The 17043-nt window shown below is 38.0% G+C and carries 14 protein-coding genes, 9 tRNA genes and 1 pseudogene; 5 read left to right on the top strand and 19 right to left on the bottom strand.

Annotated features, from left to right (window positions below; all coding sequences use genetic code 11):
- The first annotated feature begins 1 nt into the window (after nucleotide 1).
- Nucleotides 2-544, top strand: a complete 543-nt coding sequence (locus F1560_RS09275; protein WP_149474341.1) for a VUT family protein — start codon at nucleotides 2-4, stop codon at nucleotides 542-544.
- A 442-nt stretch (nucleotides 545-986) separates the two neighbouring features.
- Nucleotides 987-2429: a 4-hydroxyphenylacetate 3-monooxygenase, oxygenase component gene (gene hpaB, locus F1560_RS09270; RefSeq protein WP_149474340.1), complete on the top strand. Its 1443-nt coding sequence runs from the start codon at nucleotides 987-989 to the stop codon at nucleotides 2427-2429.
- A gap of 91 nt (nucleotides 2430-2520) precedes the next feature.
- Here the strand turns inward: hpaB and F1560_RS09265 are convergent, their stop codons facing one another.
- Both F1560_RS09265 and F1560_RS09260 read right to left on the bottom strand, forming a co-directional pair.
- Entirely contained in the window at nucleotides 2521-2994 is a 474-nt protein-coding gene (locus F1560_RS09265; RefSeq protein ID WP_149474339.1) for a VOC family protein, read from the bottom strand.
- A gap of 172 nt (nucleotides 2995-3166) precedes the next feature.
- Nucleotides 3167-5443 carry an ATP-binding cassette domain-containing protein gene (locus F1560_RS09260; protein ID WP_149474338.1) on the bottom strand — a complete coding sequence of 759 codons (2277 nt, stop codon included), beginning with the start codon at nucleotides 5441-5443 and terminating at the stop codon, nucleotides 3167-3169.
- 394 nt (nucleotides 5444-5837) lie between these two features.
- On the opposite strand from F1560_RS09260, the gene F1560_RS09255 reads away from it, so the two are divergent.
- Nucleotides 5838-6386 (top strand): hypothetical protein, encoded by a 549-nt coding sequence (locus F1560_RS09255; RefSeq protein ID WP_149474337.1) that lies wholly within the window; start codon nucleotides 5838-5840, stop codon nucleotides 6384-6386.
- Nucleotides 6387-6598: 212 nt separating this feature from the next.
- Nucleotides 6599-6877, top strand: a pseudogene (locus F1560_RS22415) (hypothetical protein); the annotation flags it as partial.
- A 129-nt stretch (nucleotides 6878-7006) separates the two neighbouring features.
- On the opposite strand, the gene F1560_RS09245 reads toward F1560_RS22415, so the two are convergent.
- From F1560_RS09245 to F1560_RS09215, 8 genes are all read right to left on the bottom strand, one after another.
- A complete protein-coding gene (locus tag F1560_RS09245) occupies nucleotides 7007-7603 on the bottom strand; it encodes a peptidoglycan-binding domain-containing protein (protein ID WP_149474336.1) in 597 nt (198 codons plus the stop codon).
- 301 nt (nucleotides 7604-7904) lie between these two features.
- Nucleotides 7905-8069, bottom strand: a complete 165-nt coding sequence (locus F1560_RS22105; RefSeq protein WP_187773676.1) for a hypothetical protein — start codon at nucleotides 8067-8069, stop codon at nucleotides 7905-7907.
- 65 nt (nucleotides 8070-8134) lie between these two features.
- Nucleotides 8135-9031, bottom strand: coding sequence for a DMT family transporter (locus tag F1560_RS09240; protein WP_149474335.1), 897 nt, complete (start codon nucleotides 9029-9031; stop codon nucleotides 8135-8137).
- Nucleotides 9032-9145: 114 nt separating this feature from the next.
- Complete coding sequence (locus F1560_RS09235; protein WP_149474334.1) at nucleotides 9146-10018, bottom strand: MurR/RpiR family transcriptional regulator; 873 nt, start codon at nucleotides 10016-10018, stop codon at nucleotides 9146-9148.
- Nucleotides 10019-10157: 139 nt separating this feature from the next.
- Nucleotides 10158-11243, bottom strand: coding sequence for a YkvI family membrane protein (locus F1560_RS09230; protein WP_149474333.1), 1086 nt, complete (start codon nucleotides 11241-11243; stop codon nucleotides 10158-10160).
- Nucleotides 11244-11401: 158 nt separating this feature from the next.
- Complete coding sequence (locus tag F1560_RS09225; RefSeq protein WP_149474332.1) at nucleotides 11402-12826, bottom strand: flavin monoamine oxidase family protein; 1425 nt, start codon at nucleotides 12824-12826, stop codon at nucleotides 11402-11404.
- Nucleotides 12823-13728, bottom strand: coding sequence for a 4-hydroxy-tetrahydrodipicolinate synthase (gene dapA / locus F1560_RS09220; RefSeq protein WP_149474331.1), 906 nt, complete (start codon nucleotides 13726-13728; stop codon nucleotides 12823-12825). The genes F1560_RS09225 and dapA overlap by 4 nt, the downstream gene beginning before the upstream one ends.
- Nucleotides 13729-13758: 30 nt before the next feature.
- Nucleotides 13759-15258 (bottom strand): aldehyde dehydrogenase family protein, encoded by a 1500-nt coding sequence (locus tag F1560_RS09215; RefSeq protein ID WP_149474330.1) that lies wholly within the window; start codon nucleotides 15256-15258, stop codon nucleotides 13759-13761.
- Nucleotides 15259-15614: 356 nt separating this feature from the next.
- On the opposite strand from F1560_RS09215, the gene F1560_RS09210 reads away from it, so the two are divergent.
- Nucleotides 15615-16022, top strand: coding sequence for a hypothetical protein (locus tag F1560_RS09210; protein WP_149474329.1), 408 nt, complete (start codon nucleotides 15615-15617; stop codon nucleotides 16020-16022).
- Nucleotides 16023-16246: 224 nt separating this feature from the next.
- Here the strand turns inward: F1560_RS09210 and F1560_RS09205 are convergent.
- From F1560_RS09205 to F1560_RS09165, 9 genes are all read right to left on the bottom strand, one after another.
- Nucleotides 16247-16330: transfer RNA gene (locus F1560_RS09205), tRNA-Leu, on the bottom strand.
- A gap of 7 nt (nucleotides 16331-16337) precedes the next feature.
- Nucleotides 16338-16411, bottom strand: a tRNA-Cys gene (locus tag F1560_RS09200).
- 10 nt (nucleotides 16412-16421) lie between these two features.
- Nucleotides 16422-16496 (bottom strand) — tRNA-Gly (locus F1560_RS09195).
- Between the two features lie 3 nt (nucleotides 16497-16499).
- Nucleotides 16500-16574 (bottom strand) — tRNA-Gln (locus tag F1560_RS09190).
- 14 nt (nucleotides 16575-16588) lie between these two features.
- Nucleotides 16589-16661, bottom strand: a tRNA-His gene (locus tag F1560_RS09185).
- A 14-nt stretch (nucleotides 16662-16675) separates the two neighbouring features.
- Nucleotides 16676-16749 (bottom strand) — tRNA-Trp (locus F1560_RS09180).
- A 15-nt stretch (nucleotides 16750-16764) separates the two neighbouring features.
- Nucleotides 16765-16849 (bottom strand) — tRNA-Tyr (locus F1560_RS09175).
- Between the two features lie 17 nt (nucleotides 16850-16866).
- A tRNA-Phe gene (locus F1560_RS09170) sits at nucleotides 16867-16942 on the bottom strand.
- Between the two features lie 23 nt (nucleotides 16943-16965).
- Nucleotides 16966-17042, bottom strand: a tRNA-Asp gene (locus F1560_RS09165).
- Nucleotide 17043 lies beyond the last annotated feature (1 nt).

Raw genomic sequence — 17043 nt, 5'->3', positions numbered from 1 at the left:
TATGGTACGTGTATTCTTTTATTTAATTTCAATTGTCACGGCTAATGTCATCACTGCGGCAATGATGCCTTTAGAGATTGGTGTTTTTATCATTCCAATGGGAACATTTCTAATCGGTGCGACATTTATCTTTCGTGACTTGGTGCAAAACAAATACGGAAGATCAAAGACCTATTTATTCATTCTTACAGCCCTAATTTTATCTGGTCTAGTTTCCTTTTTACTTGGAGATACACTAATGATTGTTGCAGCCTCTGCCCTTTCTTTTATTATTTCCGAAACGGCAGATACAGAGATTTATACGAGATTAAAACTGCCAATCGCATGGCGCGTATTTTATAGTGGGATTGTCGGCGGACTGCTAGATTCAGTCGTTTTCGTTATTGTTGGATTAAGTCCACTAGGTGCAGGATTTATCCCTTGGGAGGCCGTTCCAGCAGCGATTTTAGGGCAGGTAATTGCGAAAACCGTTATTCAGCTAATTGGAGCACTAATTCTAAATCAGGTGTATGTGGTGAGAGCAAGACGAGTAACAGTGGGCTAAATTCGCGTAAAAAAGGGTGCTGGCTAAGTCAAAGGGTCCGTTTTTAGGCGCATATAAATTAAATGACAGATCAAATGACGTATGAACTGGGTACGTCATTTTTGCTGTTATATCAATGATTAATGGCTAAATCAGGCTGTTTTTCAGCCTCAATATTAAAGTTCTTTTTCATATAATAATAGAAAACCCGGTGTCAGTTGCATTGTCATTTTAGAAGAAAACACCTTTAACACCTTATCCAATACTGTTAATAGCCTGTTCGAAAATAGTTGAATTTCTCCATTGATTCACCTGTGAAAAAATAGAGATGTTACATATCGCCAGTGTTTATCCTCAGAAATGAACATGGAATGAATTTAAAAACAGTAACATCCGAATACAATCCGAATAAAATGGCATAGGCGTTTGATTATACTCTGTAAAAATCATAAGGGGTGAATATATGTCAATCATTACGGGGAGTGAATATATTGATCGAATCGATCGTCTGCAAATGGATATATGGGTAGATGGCCATCCGATCGAAGGAAAAGTCTCTGAGCACCCAGCATTTAAAGGGGTTATGAGGAGTCAAGCTGCATTATATGATTTACAGCATGATAAATCATTACAAGCTATCATGACCTATTCTTCTCCATCAACTAGTGAGCACGTTGGGATGTCCTATTTGCAGCCAAAGACGAAAGAGGATCTGGTAAAAAGAAGAAAGATGGTTCAACAATGGGCTATGTCAACTAATGGCATGATGGGAAGAAGTCCAGACTATATGAATACGGTGATGATGGCACTTGCATCATCCATAGACCTTTTAAAAGGAAAGGAAAACTGTTTCCCCGAGCATTTATTATCCTTTTATGAATATGCCCGTGAAAACGACATTTCCATGACACATACATTTGTAAACCCACAAGTCAATCGTGAACAATTTTATTTTGAAGATGAAGATGATGAACCAATTGCCACAAAAGTTATAGACAAAACAGATGAAGGTATCCTTGTTAAAGGGGCTAGGCTATTGGCAACACAGGGTGGGATAACAGATGAAATCGTTGTATTTTCGGCAGGCGGAATCCAAGATAAGGCAAATGGTTTTGCATTTTCCATCCCCAGTAATACAAAAGGTTTGAAATTTATCTGCCGGGAATCATTTGTTGGCGGTGATTCCACATTTAACTATCCATTAAGTTCACGCTATGAAGAAATGGATACGATTGTAGTTTTCGATAATGTACTTGTTCCCTGGGAACGCGTGTTTTATTACAATAACATACAAGTCTCTAATACTTTCATGGATGCTAGTTCATTTTTGCCGTTCACTTTACATCAGGCTGTATCCAGACAGATCGTTAAAACTGAATTTGTCTTAGGTGTAGCTCAATCAATCATTGATACTATCAATATTAGTGACTACCAACATGTTCAGGAAAAGGTATCAGAAATTATCGTTGCATTGGAAACTATGAAAGCATTGATTATCAAAGCAGAAGTTGAAGCTGAATTGGATGAATGGGGATTCATGAGACCTAATCAAAAAACGCTACAGGTAGCTTGTAATGTATTTCCACGGGCCTATGCAAGATTCGGTGAAATTATCCAGCAACTAGGAGCCAGTGGATTGATGTCGATCCCAACGGAACAGGCATTTCGATCATCACTAAGAAAAGACTTGGATCAATATTTGCAATCGAAAGCCGATGATGCTGAATCACGTGTCAAGATTTTCCGCTTAGCTTGGGAAATGACAATGAGTGCCTTTGGTACACGGGAAACCCAATATGAACGATTTTTCTTTGGTGATCCAATCCGGTTATCTAGTGGTTTGTATTTTTCGTATGATAAGGAAGCCTATGTAAAACGAGTAAAGACTTTTTTGGGGATGGATTGAAGTTATTTGAATCTGGCCTAATAAGCCAGATTCTGTGTAATCATCTAATTTACTTGATTAACCAAGGTAAGTTCCTAATATGCTGAAACGTTTATTCCTTATTGGCATACATAGTCTCAGTACTATGGCTGTAGAGTTCAATTATATTTCCAAATGGATCTTCACAATAGACTAAATAATAGGGCTTCCCTTCCCATGTATTCCAAATATCACTCCGCTTTTTCCCACCTGAATTTGCAATTTTATCCGCAAGTTCTTCCATGTTATCCGCTATTAAACAGATATGAAAATAGCCTTGATAATCCTGCTTCCCTTTGTCTTCCATTTTTGGTTCCTGAAATTCAAAAAGCTCAAGGCCAACCTGATTCTGCGAAATCAAATGAGCATTCCTCATTGTTTTGATGTCTTTCCCCAATAAGTCATTGGTCATATTAGGTTCCTTTTCTAAATCCGAGACAAAGGTATATGGCCCAGCAATTAATTTGAAACCTAAGACCTCCCCATACCACTTGATAGCTGCCTCAATATCCGGAACGGATAAACCTATATGTGTAATTGCTGTCATTATAAATCCCTCCTGAAGAACACATTCCCTTTGAATATGCCTGTTACTCCCATAATTTATTTAAAAATTCAACAGCAAAAAAGCCATTAAACTTTTACAGATTAATGACTAAAAGAATGCTTCTTTTTTTACTTCTGTTAGCTCTATAGGACGTTAAATTTAAGAATAGACATTAAACAGGATTTCTAACTCCATCCTTTAACCACTTCGCTGTCAATGTTTCAGCATGCAACATCTCTTCCGGAGTTCCTTCAAATATAATTTCCCCACCTTGTTTTCCTCCCCCTGAACCCATCTCTATAACCCAATCACTTGCCGCAATAAAGTCTAAATTGTGTTCAATTATGATAACAGAGTTACCTCTATTTACAAAATTTTGAAATACCTCTAAGAGCTTTCCATTATCTTTTGTGTGCAATCCTAAGGACGGCTCGTCTAACAGATAGACTTGTCCTTCTTTTTGTAAGTGGCTTGCAAGTTTCAGACGTTGTGTTTCCCCCCCACTTAGAGAACTTGTCGTTTGTCCTAAAGTTAGATACCCTAATCCTACTTCTTTTAGCGTATTCACTCTTTTTATGATCTTTGGTATTTTAAAATAGCTCATAGCCTGATCGATCGTTAGCTCTAAAATCTCCACTATATTTTTTTCCTGATATCGATAGGACAGCGCTTCGTCTGAATATCTCGTTCCACCACATGCTTCACATGCAATTGTCACAGGATCTGCAAATGCTACGTCTGGTTTAATGACACCTTTTCCTTTACAGACAAGACATGCACCTGAAGAGTTAAAGCTGAACAAACCTGCTGGTTGTCCTGTTTCTTTTGAAAATATGGAACGAATATCATCCATTATTCCCATATAAGTAGCTAGTGTCGAACGACTGGAGATTCCTATACTTCCTTGCCCGACCATGATGGTTTCTGGATAAATTTCAGGGAATGCCTCCATCATTAAAGAGCTTTTACCTGAACCAGATACGCCACATATAGAGACTAAGACATTTTTAGGGAGATTTACACTTATATTTTTTAAGTTATGATTACTTGCTCTATTTATTGTAAAATAATCGTTGCTATTCCTTGGATTTTTGTTTATTTTTAACTTGTGATTTAGATGTGTTGCAGTTGGAGATTTTTTTAGTCGTGTTAATTTTCCTTGATAGACAACTTCGCCTCCATCTACACCTGCTCCTGGCCCCATCTCTATTATTTCATCCGCTACTTTTATTACAGACAAATCGTGTTCTATTATAATTACCGTATTATGTTGCTCTTTCAGACTTTTCAGCATCTGTATTAACATATCCACTTCTTCTGGATGGAGACCAGCACTTGGTTCGTCGAAAATATACGTGATATTGTTTAAACTGCTCCCTAAATGGCGAGCTATTTTTACTCTTTGAGCTTCTCCTCCGGATAGGGTTCCCATTTTCCTTGATAAGCTCAAATATCCTAATCCCATTTCTACTAGTTGTTTAATATGTGGGATTGCTTGCAATGCTATATATTCCCCCAATGGATCTTTTATGTTCTTTAGTTCTTCCAGTAGTTCTGTAAGCTCTAATTGATCGTATTCTGCTATATTTAAACCATTTATTCTACATTCTAATACCTTTAGGTTTAGGCCTGAACCTTTGCAGGTTGGGCAAAAGACCCGTGTTGATACTGCTAAGATGTCATCTTGGGATACTCCTTTTAGCTTGGAGACGTCTCTATTGATATAAAGGCGCGTAAATCTAGGCAATATCCCATCCCAATCATGCCTTTGAGGTCCGTTTTTTGTGTGAAACGGTGCATTGACTTTTTCACCTTCTGGGGGACCATGTAATAGCAGGTGACGTTTTTCTTCCGAGTAGTCCTTTATCGGTTTATCTGGATCAAATAATCCGCAGGTCATCATCCAGTTACCTTGCCAACCTGAAGGCGACAATGGCTTGAATTTCACTGCATAATTTCGAAGTGACTTATCGAAATCGATTATCTTATTTAGGTCTGGCGTAACTACCTCCCCAAATCCACTACACTTTCGACACCTACCAAAGGAGCTTTGGCTCGAAAACTCGTTAGCAGAACCTATTGATGGTTTTCCTATTCTTGAAAATAAAAGTCTAGTTAAAGGATGTATATCCATATAGGTGCCAACTGTTGAGCGAGAATTGCCTCCCACAGCTCTTTGCTCTACTACTACAACTGGACTTAAATTTTGCATAAGATCTGCGTGAGGTCTTTCGTATCTTGGCATTTGATATCTGAGATAGTGAGGATAGTTTAACGTCATTTGTCTTCTACTTTCTGTTGCTAATGTATCAAAAACAATTGAGCTTTTTCCCGAGCCTGAAAGACCAGTAAATACAATGATTTTTCCTTTTGGTATGTTTAAATCAATATTTTTTAGATTATTTTCTTTTAGCCCTCTTAACATTATTTCATCATTTGCTTTAGGCATTTTGACATCCTTTCTTATTTTAAATACTTACATTTCTTTCTTTATCAATGAATGGCTTTCCTTCCATTATTAAAAAGCGTTTTATACAAATTTTTTTAGTTTCATTTCCTCACTACGTTCATTTACTTCTTAATTATATTATCCTCTCCATTACTTAAAAGCAAAATATTCGGATATCTAACCAAGCTTTAATATACAAATATAAGACTAGACTTTTATCAGAATAGACAATATCAACGAATTCTTTTTTATTACCCTACTTCCTTCTAGGTTAAAATGAATGAAACTGCTACAATGACCTGTTCTTATCATGCATGTCTAAAGTCATATTTATCTTCCTTTTATTTACTATATATGATATATTTATATCATTACATAAAAGGAGAATAGCACCATGAAAAAAGCATCATTTTTAGGAATTATTATTTTATTAGTTGGATTCCTCGCAGCTTGTGGCGATAGCGATCCAGGTACATCTTCTGATCAATCTGCCGAAGAAAACACAGAACAGACTTCCGGTGAAGAGCAAGAAGTAAAAGAAGAAGAAGCTGCTAATGAAGAAGAACTTTATGAATTCAATCAAGAAATTGAAGATAACGAGAACTTTAAAGCAACTTTAATTAGTATTGAAAGAATCTATGACGAATTTTGGGATGAAGAAAAAATCGAAGTTACATTTGAAGTAGAAAATAAACGTGATGACACAGTAGATTTCCAAGCTCGCGAAGTGTCTATCAATGGAAAAATGGTTGATGAAGCGCTACTTAGCATGAGCACAGAAGTTGCAGGTGGTAAATTAGCGGATGCAGTACTAACTATTCAAGATTATGAAGGTGGCGAGATCCCTTCACTTGATGAAGATTTCGAAATGCTACTTCACGTATTTAGCTGGGATAACATGGATTATGAAGAAGATGCTGAAGTTAGTGTAACTTTTGAATAACAAAACGGATAAAAGGCCCCATAAGTAAATGTGGAGCCTTATTTTTTTACGTAAATCCTATGCTGTTCTCCACATCTATAGCGATAATTTCCCTTGCTGCTTCTATGAAAAATAATATGATTGGTGAATGCCACTTATTTTTATGCCATAGTATCTGTGTATAAACATGCAAGTCCGAATTTTGGATGAATCCCACAAGGTCCTGGCTATGAGGACAAAATGCAGATATTAGTTCAAATCTCTACTATAATGGGGATTTCGATACGGCGCTCCAAAGCATTAAAGCGCATGTCTGTATCATGCCAAAGAACACGAATCTCTTCTGCATAGTGGAAGATAACGAATACGGGGGTAAGTTTATACCTAATACTATTTTTAATCCTATCGAGTCAATCTGAGGACATTTTGCAGGTCGCTGAATCAACAGTGCCGATAATAAATTTATTGAAGATAACCTAAAACGCTTGTTGGCGCTTTGTACAAACGAATAGATTACCATTATCGTTATTACTGCGTTAAAAAGGCTTTCAACATAAACGTTGAAAGCCTTGATACTACTGATTTTTAGATACCAGTGGTCGGGGACTTTCTCTTAATGATTCAATCTATAAAGTCGATGTCTATCTTGGTTCAGATTCCACAACATCTCCATTTTGATAAACATCATAAAATCTGACCGTGCCAGTACCTCCGTCATCAATAAAATCCTGACTTTGTGCTTTTAATGAATAAAATACGCTTCCATCTGAGTCCTCATGAAGCACACCATTGCTGCTAAACACTAGATCATCATTATCAAGAGCAGCCTCTGCATAAGCAACCGCCGATTCGACTGTAAACAACCCTGCTTCATATTCGTCAAGTAATATAGTCCATGTATCCACACCGACTATTCCGTCCGGGACTAATCCGTTAACAGCTTGTAATTGACGGACTTTTTCGTTAGTATGTGGACCAAAAACTCCATCAACTCCTGTTTCAAGTCCAAAGTGATTTAACATCACTTGAATAAATTCGGCTTCAAAACTTTGGCTGCCTTGTTTGACAATTGGCTGCTCTTCAGGTGGCCAATTTAATATCGCTTCATATCCTGGTGGTATTTCTGATTTCGATAGTTGAATCGCTTCATTTTCTGAAGCAGCGTCTGCGGTTTGATAGGGAAGTTGCACTGCTACAAGCATAACTGCAGGTATTAGAGCTAACCATTTCTTTTTCAACATAATCTCCTCCTAAAATAATGATAGACTTCGGCATTCGCTGAGGCAGATACGACAAGCTATACCTTGTCACATCTCTTGGTACCCATAACGGATAACCTGCACTATTTTCCCGATGTATCAACGTCTGTATACAGCTGCGCATGATGCGGTCCGTTTGGTCACGAGCGTGTTTAAATCCCTTTTTCCCTCGCTCTCGACCACCTCCTTAGCCTTCTTATTCCAAGAGGTTATTAATTGAATACTGTATATGTACCCTATTAAAAATGTGTAAAACACTTTTTGTTAATCTTTTTTATTTTTATAACTTTGTTATAATGATGTTATCAGAGAAAAATAGCATACATTTATCAAATGTATTCCCGACTGTCATCTTGAAGGTAGCTGAACTGGCTTGGTTCTCTTTGTTTTTTTCTTCATACAAAAGGGCCAAGGAAGCAAGTCCCTCGACCGATTCAGTAATCATGTGTTTATTCTTCCTTGGTTTTATTATTTTTATATCTATATTTCATATAGATATGCCCATATTCATTACAAGCTTTCCGATTCCTTGAGAACCACCTGTTTGAATCCTCCCTGCAATCTTAGAAAATAAAATATCCCTACAATTATAAGGATACCGCCAACCATTTCCACAGGAGTGAGCATCTCATTTAAAAGGATAATCGCTAAAACAGAAGCTCCAATCGGTTCCCCTAATGTACTCATGGAAACAGTTGTTGTATTAACATAATTTAATAGCATATTGAAGATGATATGTGCTCCTGTTGGAAAAATGGCGAGCATGATGAAGACGACCCAGTCATTTGTACTATAACCAATAAAAGATATCCCGCCGATCAAATTAAAGATAGCAACAGTTACCCCAGCCATAAAAAAGACTAAAAAGCTGTATATCCAATGATTAATTGATTTAACATTTCGTTGGCCAATCATTAAATATAGAACAACAGAAATGACAGCAAAGAAAGATAGAATATTTCCTAATAAAACGCCACTTCCGCCTCCTAAATTTCCCCCTCCAACAATGGCAACACCAATAAAAGCAACTCCCATCGCAAACACAGTACGGATATCTACCTTTTCTTTAAAGAAGAGGAGCCCCCCGACTAAGGCAATCGCAGGCTGTAATGCCAGAATTAGAGTAGAACTTGCCACTGTCGTATGGTTTAATGATTCAAACCATAATCCAAAATGGCCGGCTAAAAAGATACCAGCAAATACAATGGCTACCCATTCTCTCATCTTTATCTCCAGAAATGCTTTACGGTGTTTAAAAACCATAGGTGAAATTAATAAACACGCCAAAAACATCCGATACATGACCATAACCGTAGAGGGGGCATCTGATAATTTCACAAATATCGCAGATAAGGAGATGCAGATAATTGTAATTACTAATAGAATGTTAATGGTTCTCTGCTTCAATATTGTCCCTCCATAAGTACGTTTTTATATTTTCTAAACAACCTAATAAAAGTCAGGCAGTATTTATTTAACTGACCTGATTTTACTTCGTACCGTTAATCGTCTGGTCGTCTTCTAATAAGAAAACGTTACATAATTTTCTTTCAGTATCTTTTCTAATTTATTCAGCTTTTCAATAGAGTCACCAGAAAAACGTTTCCCAAATTCAATTACCATCGCTTCTACTAGAGCAATTGTCGGGATAATAGAGAATTTATCCTCGCTCACTTCGATTTTCAGGATCGTTGTTGCATATTTAATAATTGGACAAGATATATGATCGGTGATTAAAATAATTGGAATATCTAATTCATGTGCTACTTTAGCAGCGCGAATAATTCGTTCGGTATATGGTTCAAAGGCAAAAACTAATAAAACCTCGTCCTTTTCTATTTGCAGCACCTTATCGAAAACGATTTCAGAATCGTGACTTAACTGCCTTACCTTTGGATAAAACTCTCCAATTAGCTGTTCAAAATAAAGAGCGACCGGCTTATAGGGTCTTGTGCCATAAATATTAATACATTTAGCTTGAACCAGCATATCAATTGCCCTATCAAAGCTCTCTAGCAAATCCTCATTTAGTGATTTATCTAGCAGACTTACAGACTCTTTATACATCCTAACCAATGTATGCTCGTATTCCTTACCTTCCACAACATCCTCAAGAGATGTTCTTAACTTCCATTGTGAATTCGTAGTTTCAGTCAAAGATTCATCATAAATATCTTTCCTAAAATCATTAAAATTACTATACCCTAAAGAATGAATGGTCCGCATAACCGTTGAAACACCGACACTGGATTCGCGAGAGAGCTCCTGAATCGTAACTAAACCTAAAGATTGATAATTTTTTAATACATAATCACATAAATGTCTTTGTCTTTTAGGTAAACTATCCTTCATGTTGATCATATTCTTTAACAAGGAGTGATTATTTTCTGCCATTACATGTTCCTCCTTAAAATCATCCACTTTATATAATGCCTTGCTTGCTGTACATATAGGACATTATATCTTATCATGTGGCAAACGTCATGATTAACAATATAGGGAGCTCTCTCTAGCTAATAGAATAGATGCGTATTTACTTTGCTATTTTCCATTCTTCTTTTGCTGGGATTGCTTTTTTAGGTTTTAGCCGAAATGCTCCAACTACTAAGATGACCATAAAAATGTATCCCAAGTATCCAATAATAGGAAATACAATGGAAACTAAATCAGAAAACCCATAAAAGCTTAAGCCACAGGCTACGATTACACTAAGCACACTAAATAGGTTAAAACCTTTCGTTTTCGGTTCAAAAAAGCGGGAACTGAAAGAGAAAAACATACTTACTGCTGTTCCATAAATCATTCCAAATAGAGTAATAGAGAATATTATCCCTAAAAGCGGAGATATTTCGCTCGCCAATCCTAAAGTAGGCATTTGGAGAGTTGCAACAATATCTATGTTTTGATAAATGGCAATATTACTGACAAGAACTAATAGTCCACAAAATAAGCCACCAAGGAAACCTCCGATTGCAGCATTTTTACCATTTGTCTCATTTCCACCCATAATAAAGAGCATGGCTGCGTTTGTAAGTGTAACTAAAGACACATAATTAAATGCTGCGGAAAACCAATGATTTGACACAGAATGTTGCTGTACTGCAATTGCTTCCATATCTCCATTTGAATTGCCACTGGTTACCATACTATAAATATTTACAAAGATGATGACGAGTAAAAAAAACGGTGTTACAAGTGCAAGCACTTGGATTACGTTCTTTACTCCCGCCATAATCGTTATTAGAACGAGTGCTGACATTAGTATCGTGCCTACATATGTCGGTATATTAAATTGCTGATTGAAAATAGGACCAGATCCCGCTAGCATTACTACCCCAATTCCGAAAAGGGTAAATATAAGAACGATGTCATACCCCATTCCTAAATAACGTCCACTTATTTTGCGAATGACTTCCATATGAGAGACAGCTTTTAATCGATATCCGATGCTCACTAATAACATGCCGGTAATACCAAATAGTACTGCAACAACGATCGAACCGAGGATTCCTATCTGACCGAAGCTTGTAAAATATTGCATAATCTCTTGTCCCGAGGCAAATCCAGCACCTAAAACTGCTCCAATAAAAGCACTGCTAATTTTTAATACATTTTTCATATGCTCCCCTTCCTAACTTGAATAAACTACATTAAAAGTATTTGCAAACCGATTTAGTAAGCGATTACAAATAATAAGAAACATATGCCATTAAAATTGAATTGTAATGCATGGGTTTCATCGCCTAAAATAAATCATGTATTACAAATAATCTGCTTTCAATTAATTAATGCTTTATCATGATTCATTAGTCCATGTAGGCTCGGTTGTATGTGAGTAGCTGTTGCTAAATATTCATTCGTATCCGCACCCAGAAGGCTATTAATCTCTTGCCCAGCAGTGAACCCTGACTGAATAGCTGTCTCCGTATAAGTTGATCCTAAATAATCTCCTGCTAAGAATAAACGGCCATCCGGTTTTGTTAAAATTGGCTGTATCTCTGCCCGTCCTGGGAAAATATAAGCTGATCCAAATGGATATTTATTTACGCTTGCCTCAACAACGCGATCGCTAAAACCAGGAAAGATGTCATCTAAATCATTCAATATAATTTCAATAATTTCTTCTTCAGGTTTATCAATTAAACGACTTCCACTTTCGCCAGGTGAAAAGGTCATAATACTGCTGCCTGGCTGTCTTTTTGTTTCTCTTGATCGTATGAGATTCGTTTGATTAAGAATAATATCAAAAGCTCTTTTCGGCGTCGCAAAAGAATAAACATTATCCCAGGCTTGCGGTTCCGTTTCATTGGTTAGAAATGCTGCACTTACATGCGGACCATACGTAACCTTTTCGAGTGCTTCACCAAGTTCTGAATCAATATTCGTTGCTATTTTCCTTGTTATTGTAGCTGGAGTAGCAAGTACTGCGTAACGAGATTCCTCCACATGTTCGATACCATTTTGGATATAACGTACGACGATGGATTCTTTTTTCTGAAGCACTTCAATTACTTGCGCATTCAGTTGGATGCTTTCCTTTAATGCTTTTGCAATCGTGTCTGTAAGTGTGGATGGTCCTCCATCAATATTCCTTCCAAGTCCATCGCTTTTATTCCATACGGTGTGGAAATATCCTATTCCTGATCCTGCTGTGATTGTCTCCGGACTACCCGTTGAACGACTAACCGTAGGTCTAAAAATGGAGTCTGCGTCTGTCGGTAGTTTACCTGTAAAATCGGTAAACGTTCGATCGCCCATAAATTCTAAAATTCGTTGTTGCTGGACCCGATAATCTTCTCCAGGTCTTCTTTTTGCCATTTTTCCGTAGCGAATAACAGCTGCCCGTACTTTTGCACCGGCACGTATCAAAGCAAAGCGAGATTTCCATGACATTGGAACTCTAAAGGGATACATTTCTACAGCACCATTTAAAAGTAATCTTCCGTTTAAAGACATTGCTGTTAACTTGCCAGGTACAGGTGATGCTGTTACTCCAACAGATTGTAGTAATTCGTCTGTAGCTGATCCAGGTCCGGCATATAAATGACCACCCCAATTCAGCCAGTAATTCCCACGACGCTCTGAATGAACACGTCCACCAATGCGATTTTCCGACTCTAAGACTAATAGATTATGGTGCTTCAGACGCCAGGCTGCTGAGAGCCCGGCAAGTCCTCCACCAATGATGATGACATCTTTCATTTCGCTTCCTCCGTTTTTAACACATCTGCATCTGCTAACAGTTGTTTTACCTTTTTCCGATATTCCTCTGATGCTGCTATTAGAGGTGCTCGACTCGGTCCTCCAGGTAATCCTAATGCCTCTAAACCAGCTTTCACCGTACCTGGGATGACTTCTTCTTCAATAACATCGTAAAGCGGCATTAATTTTTGGTTTAACTCACTCGCTTCTTTAATATTATTTTCATTGACAACTAGATTATATAAACGAACCAATTCAGCTGGAACTAAATTATGCACGACACCAATTGCTCCATGCCCTCCGATTGCCAATGTCGGTAAAATCAGATGCTCGAATCCAGTTAGAAGAGAAAAGCTTTCGTTGTCTTTTGTTAACGCTAACAACTTATTCGTATGCAGTTGATCTGCTGTATTTTTTATCCCAACAATACCATCAATTTGGCTAATCTCATGGATTAATTCTGGACTTAATTCCACGTTTGTTACATCAGGATAATGATAAATAAGAATTCCGATATCAGAGTTCTCTGCAACCGCTTTATAAAAATCAATAATTCCTTGCTCGCTTGTATGCATATAATAAGGGTTAATAACCAAAGCCCAATCTGCACCTGCATCTGATGCAAATTTAGTCAAGGCTATCGCATCTTCTGTCCGGTGGCATCCTGTTCCGGCCATTACTTTCATTTTTCCTTTAACTTTGTCACAAACATATTGAATAACTTCTTTTCTTTCCTCCAGACTCATAAGGGAATATTCCCCGTTACTACCGCCAACTAGTACGGTCTCAATTCCATTATCAATTAAGTGATCTAAAACTTCCCCAATTCCATCAAAATTAATTGTATGATCCTCATTCATCGGTGTTGGTATAGCTGGAATCATTCCTACTGGTCTTGTCATTTTAAAAAACCTCCTCATATTTTTAATGTATTATGCTTCATCTTGTTCAATATTTACATAAATACTTTTAACTTCTGTGTAGTTTGCTAAGCCATATTCTCCTCCCATTTCTCGTCCAATCCCAGATTGTTTATAACCCCCAAAAGGCATCGTTTCCCACTCTTGTCCAACATCATTTAACCATACGGTTCCCGCTTGCAACTTGCCGGCAATGTAGTGACCTTTTTTAATATTTTCTGTCCAGACACTTGCTGCAAGTCCATACACACTATCATTTGCTCTCTGAATAACTTCTTCCACTGTATCAAATACATGAACAGTCATTACTGGACCAAAGATTTCTTCTCTCGCAATGGTCATATCATCATCCACATCTGCAAAAATAACTGGTTTCACAAAAAATCCTTTACCCGATGCAGGGGTATCATCTCCAATTAGCTTTGCTCCTTCTTCTACACCTTTCTGGATATAATCAAGTACCGTTTGTTGCTGTCTTTTCGATACAAGTGGTCCCATATCTGTCTCTGGATCCATCCCGTGTCCTAATTTGATTTGCTCTAATTCATCTGAAATCCCTTGTAAAACTTGATCATATAATTTTCTCTGTACATATACTCTTGTACAAGCACTGCAGTTTTGACCATGGTTATACATCGTTCCCGCGAAAACACCTTCTATCGCTTTTTCGATGTTTGCATCTTCCAGAATAATACTAGGTGATTTGCCGCCTAATTCTAGCGTGACGTCTTTCAGTTGATCCGCAGCTCTCCTCATAACATCTTTACCTACATTGGTTGAACCGGTAAATGCCACTTTATCAACTAGCGGATGTGTAGTAATCGCCTCACCTGCTCCTCTTCCTGATCCAGGGACGATATTGACAACACCATCTGGGAATCCAGCTTCTTCAAATAACTTTGCGATATATAGTAAGGGTAATGGCGTCTCGCTAGCTGGCTTAATCACGACTGTACAACCAACTGCTAGGGCCGATCCCAACTTCCATGCAGCCATTAATAATGGGAAGTTCCATGGAATGATTTGCCCAACAACTCCTACAGGTTCATGCAGCGTGTAATTGATATAATCTGGAGAAACATTCGTTGTCTTCCCTTGGATTTTTGTAGCAAAGCCAGCATAATATCTAAAATGCTCAATCGTGCCGTCTACATCATCTGTTAAAGCTACTTTATATGGTTTACCATTATCTAGTGACACCAATTGAGCTAGCTCTTCACGGTTTTCCTCAAGAAGGTCTGCAAATTTATAAATAATTCGCGAACGGGAAGGCGCTTTCATTTTTGTCCAGTCACCTGTATCAAAGGCCGCCCTTGCTGCTTTAACAGCTTTATCAATATCCTGTTTATCTCCCTTATCAACTTGTGCGATGACTTCTTCTGTAGCAGGATCTAAAACATCCAATCTATTGCCAGATACCGCGTTGACATAGTCTCCATTAATATAAAGTCCTATATTCCCCTCAAGAAACTCTCTTACTTTTGGCTTCAATTCAAACTGAATTGTTTGCAAATTAATCCTCCTCTTTAAAAACGTAATTTTTTGAATTGACTTTACTCTACCATCTATATGAACAAATTTCAACCGTTTTATTTAAAAAGGAATATTTTAAACCAAAAATGTTCTTCTATTATATTTATTTATTGACTAGATAGACAGGACGTTTCTTTATTTTACCTATTAGTATCAAAACGTAAGGGGGTTGGGATCAATTTCATTAAACATTATTTTTCATTTGAGAAACCCACTTACAGAACACAGGGATATTGACTCATTTAAGGTCAAGTTAATGCATGTTATTATTTTCTATATAAGGTTTTTTGTTGTGAATTATAAATCTTTTTTAAGTCAAAACGGGAGGGAAAATAATGAAGAAAATAGGTGTGATTTTAGCTTTATTCGCACTTTCATTCGTAATTACCCCAGACACTTCATACGCATATGGTACCGGGGACTGGGATCCTCAGAGTAGCGATGAATTTACCAACCAAAGCGAAATCTTTCTTTCAGGTGGGGGCAATTTTAAAATTTGTCTCAGTTCTGATAGTCAACCAGGTTTTTATCAGCTGTATGAAGAAGATCCATATAATAGAGATGATGCAGTATATTCTAATGGTACTAGAGGCCTCTATTATAAAACAGCAGGTAGTAACGATTTTGATGAAAATGGCTGTCATGTCTTTAGAAATATCAGTGGATATGTAGATGGTGATCAAGCCGAATTTTATTTAAAGAAATACTCAGGTGGAAATTCAATTGTATATGCCTATGATTAATTCTGTTTTGATAAAAAAGCACTTCAATGTTTGGAGTGCTTTTTAGAGTTAAGAACTGATATATAAAAGTGAATAAAAGCGTTCCCCTTTGAATAGGTTTCAAAGGGGAACGCCTAAAGTACGTGTGGGATTTATACGCTCGTTCTGTATAAAATGAACTCAAAAAAGACGACGCTCTAAACGAATAATATTCGTTAGAACGCCGTCTTATCAACGTTTTCTGATACCGGTGGTCGGGGTCGAACCGACACGTCCGTGAAGACACGGGATTTTGAGTCCCGCGCGTCTGCCAATTCCGCCACACCGGCATAGGTATGGAGGCGGTAACCGGATTTGAACCGGTGATAAAGGTTTTGCAGACCTCTGCCTTACCACTTGGCTATACCGCCAAAAATAAAATGGAGCGGAAGACGGGATTCGAACCCGCGACCCCCACCTTGGCAAGGTGGTGTTCTACCACTGAACTACTTCCGCAAATGGCTGGGCCACTAGGATTCGAACCTAGGGTACACGGGATCAAAACCCGATGCCTTACCGCTTGGCTATGGCCCAATTAATTATATGAGGGCGACCGATGGGAATCGAACCCACGAATGCCGGAGCCACAATCCGGTGCGTTAACCCCTTCGCCACGATCGCCATATAATTGTAAATGGCAGGGGTAGTAGGAATCGAACCCACATTGACGGTTTTGGAGACCGTAGTTCTACCGTTAAACTATACCCCTATTATTCATAAAAAATGGTGGAGGGGGGCAGATTCGAACTGCCGAACCCTGAGGGAGCGGATTTACAGTCCGCCGCGTTTAGCCACTTCGCTACCCCTCCAACAACATTGAAGTAAATGGTGGCTCAGGACGGAATCGAACCGCCGACACACGGATTTTCAGTCCGTTGCTCTACCGACTGAGCTACTGAGCCTTTTCTAAATAATATGTTTTAAATGGCGGTCCGGACGGGACTCGAACCCGCGACCTCCTGCGTGACAGGCAGGCATTCTAACCAACTGAACTACCGGACCA

Source organism: Oceanobacillus polygoni (genome assembly GCF_008304605.1).
GTDB classification, from domain to species: Bacteria; Bacillota; Bacilli; order Bacillales; family Amphibacillaceae; genus Oceanobacillus; species Oceanobacillus polygoni.
The sequence above is the reverse complement of the archived record's forward strand: the minus strand, read 5'-3'. Positions and strand labels throughout refer to the sequence as shown.

Bases quoted from the DNA above. Each gene is read 5' to 3' on its own strand.
- dapA (WP_149474331.1), bottom strand. From the start codon at position 13,728: ATGACAAGACCAGTAGGAATGATTCCAGCTATACCAACACCGATGAAT.
- F1560_RS22105 (WP_187773676.1), bottom strand. From the start codon at position 8,069: ATGATTACTGAATCGGTCGAGGGACTTGCTTCCTTGGCCCTTTTGTAT.
- hpaB (WP_149474340.1), top strand. From the start codon at position 987: ATGTCAATCATTACGGGGAGTGAATATATTGATCGAATCGATCGTCTG.
- F1560_RS09255 (WP_149474337.1), top strand. From the start codon at position 5,838: ATGAAAAAAGCATCATTTTTAGGAATTATTATTTTATTAGTTGGATTC.
- F1560_RS09265 (WP_149474339.1), bottom strand. From the start codon at position 2,994: ATGACAGCAATTACACATATAGGTTTATCCGTTCCGGATATTGAGGCA.
- F1560_RS09210 (WP_149474329.1), top strand. From the start codon at position 15,615: ATGAAGAAAATAGGTGTGATTTTAGCTTTATTCGCACTTTCATTCGTA.
- F1560_RS09225 (WP_149474332.1), bottom strand. From the start codon at position 12,826: ATGAAAGATGTCATCATCATTGGTGGAGGACTTGCCGGGCTCTCAGCA.
- F1560_RS09260 (WP_149474338.1), bottom strand. From the start codon at position 5,443: ATGCCTAAAGCAAATGATGAAATAATGTTAAGAGGGCTAAAAGAAAAT.
- F1560_RS09275 (WP_149474341.1), top strand. From the start codon at position 2: ATGGTACGTGTATTCTTTTATTTAATTTCAATTGTCACGGCTAATGTC.
- F1560_RS09235 (WP_149474334.1), bottom strand. From the start codon at position 10,018: ATGGCAGAAAATAATCACTCCTTGTTAAAGAATATGATCAACATGAAG.
- F1560_RS09230 (WP_149474333.1), bottom strand. From the start codon at position 11,243: ATGAAAAATGTATTAAAAATTAGCAGTGCTTTTATTGGAGCAGTTTTA.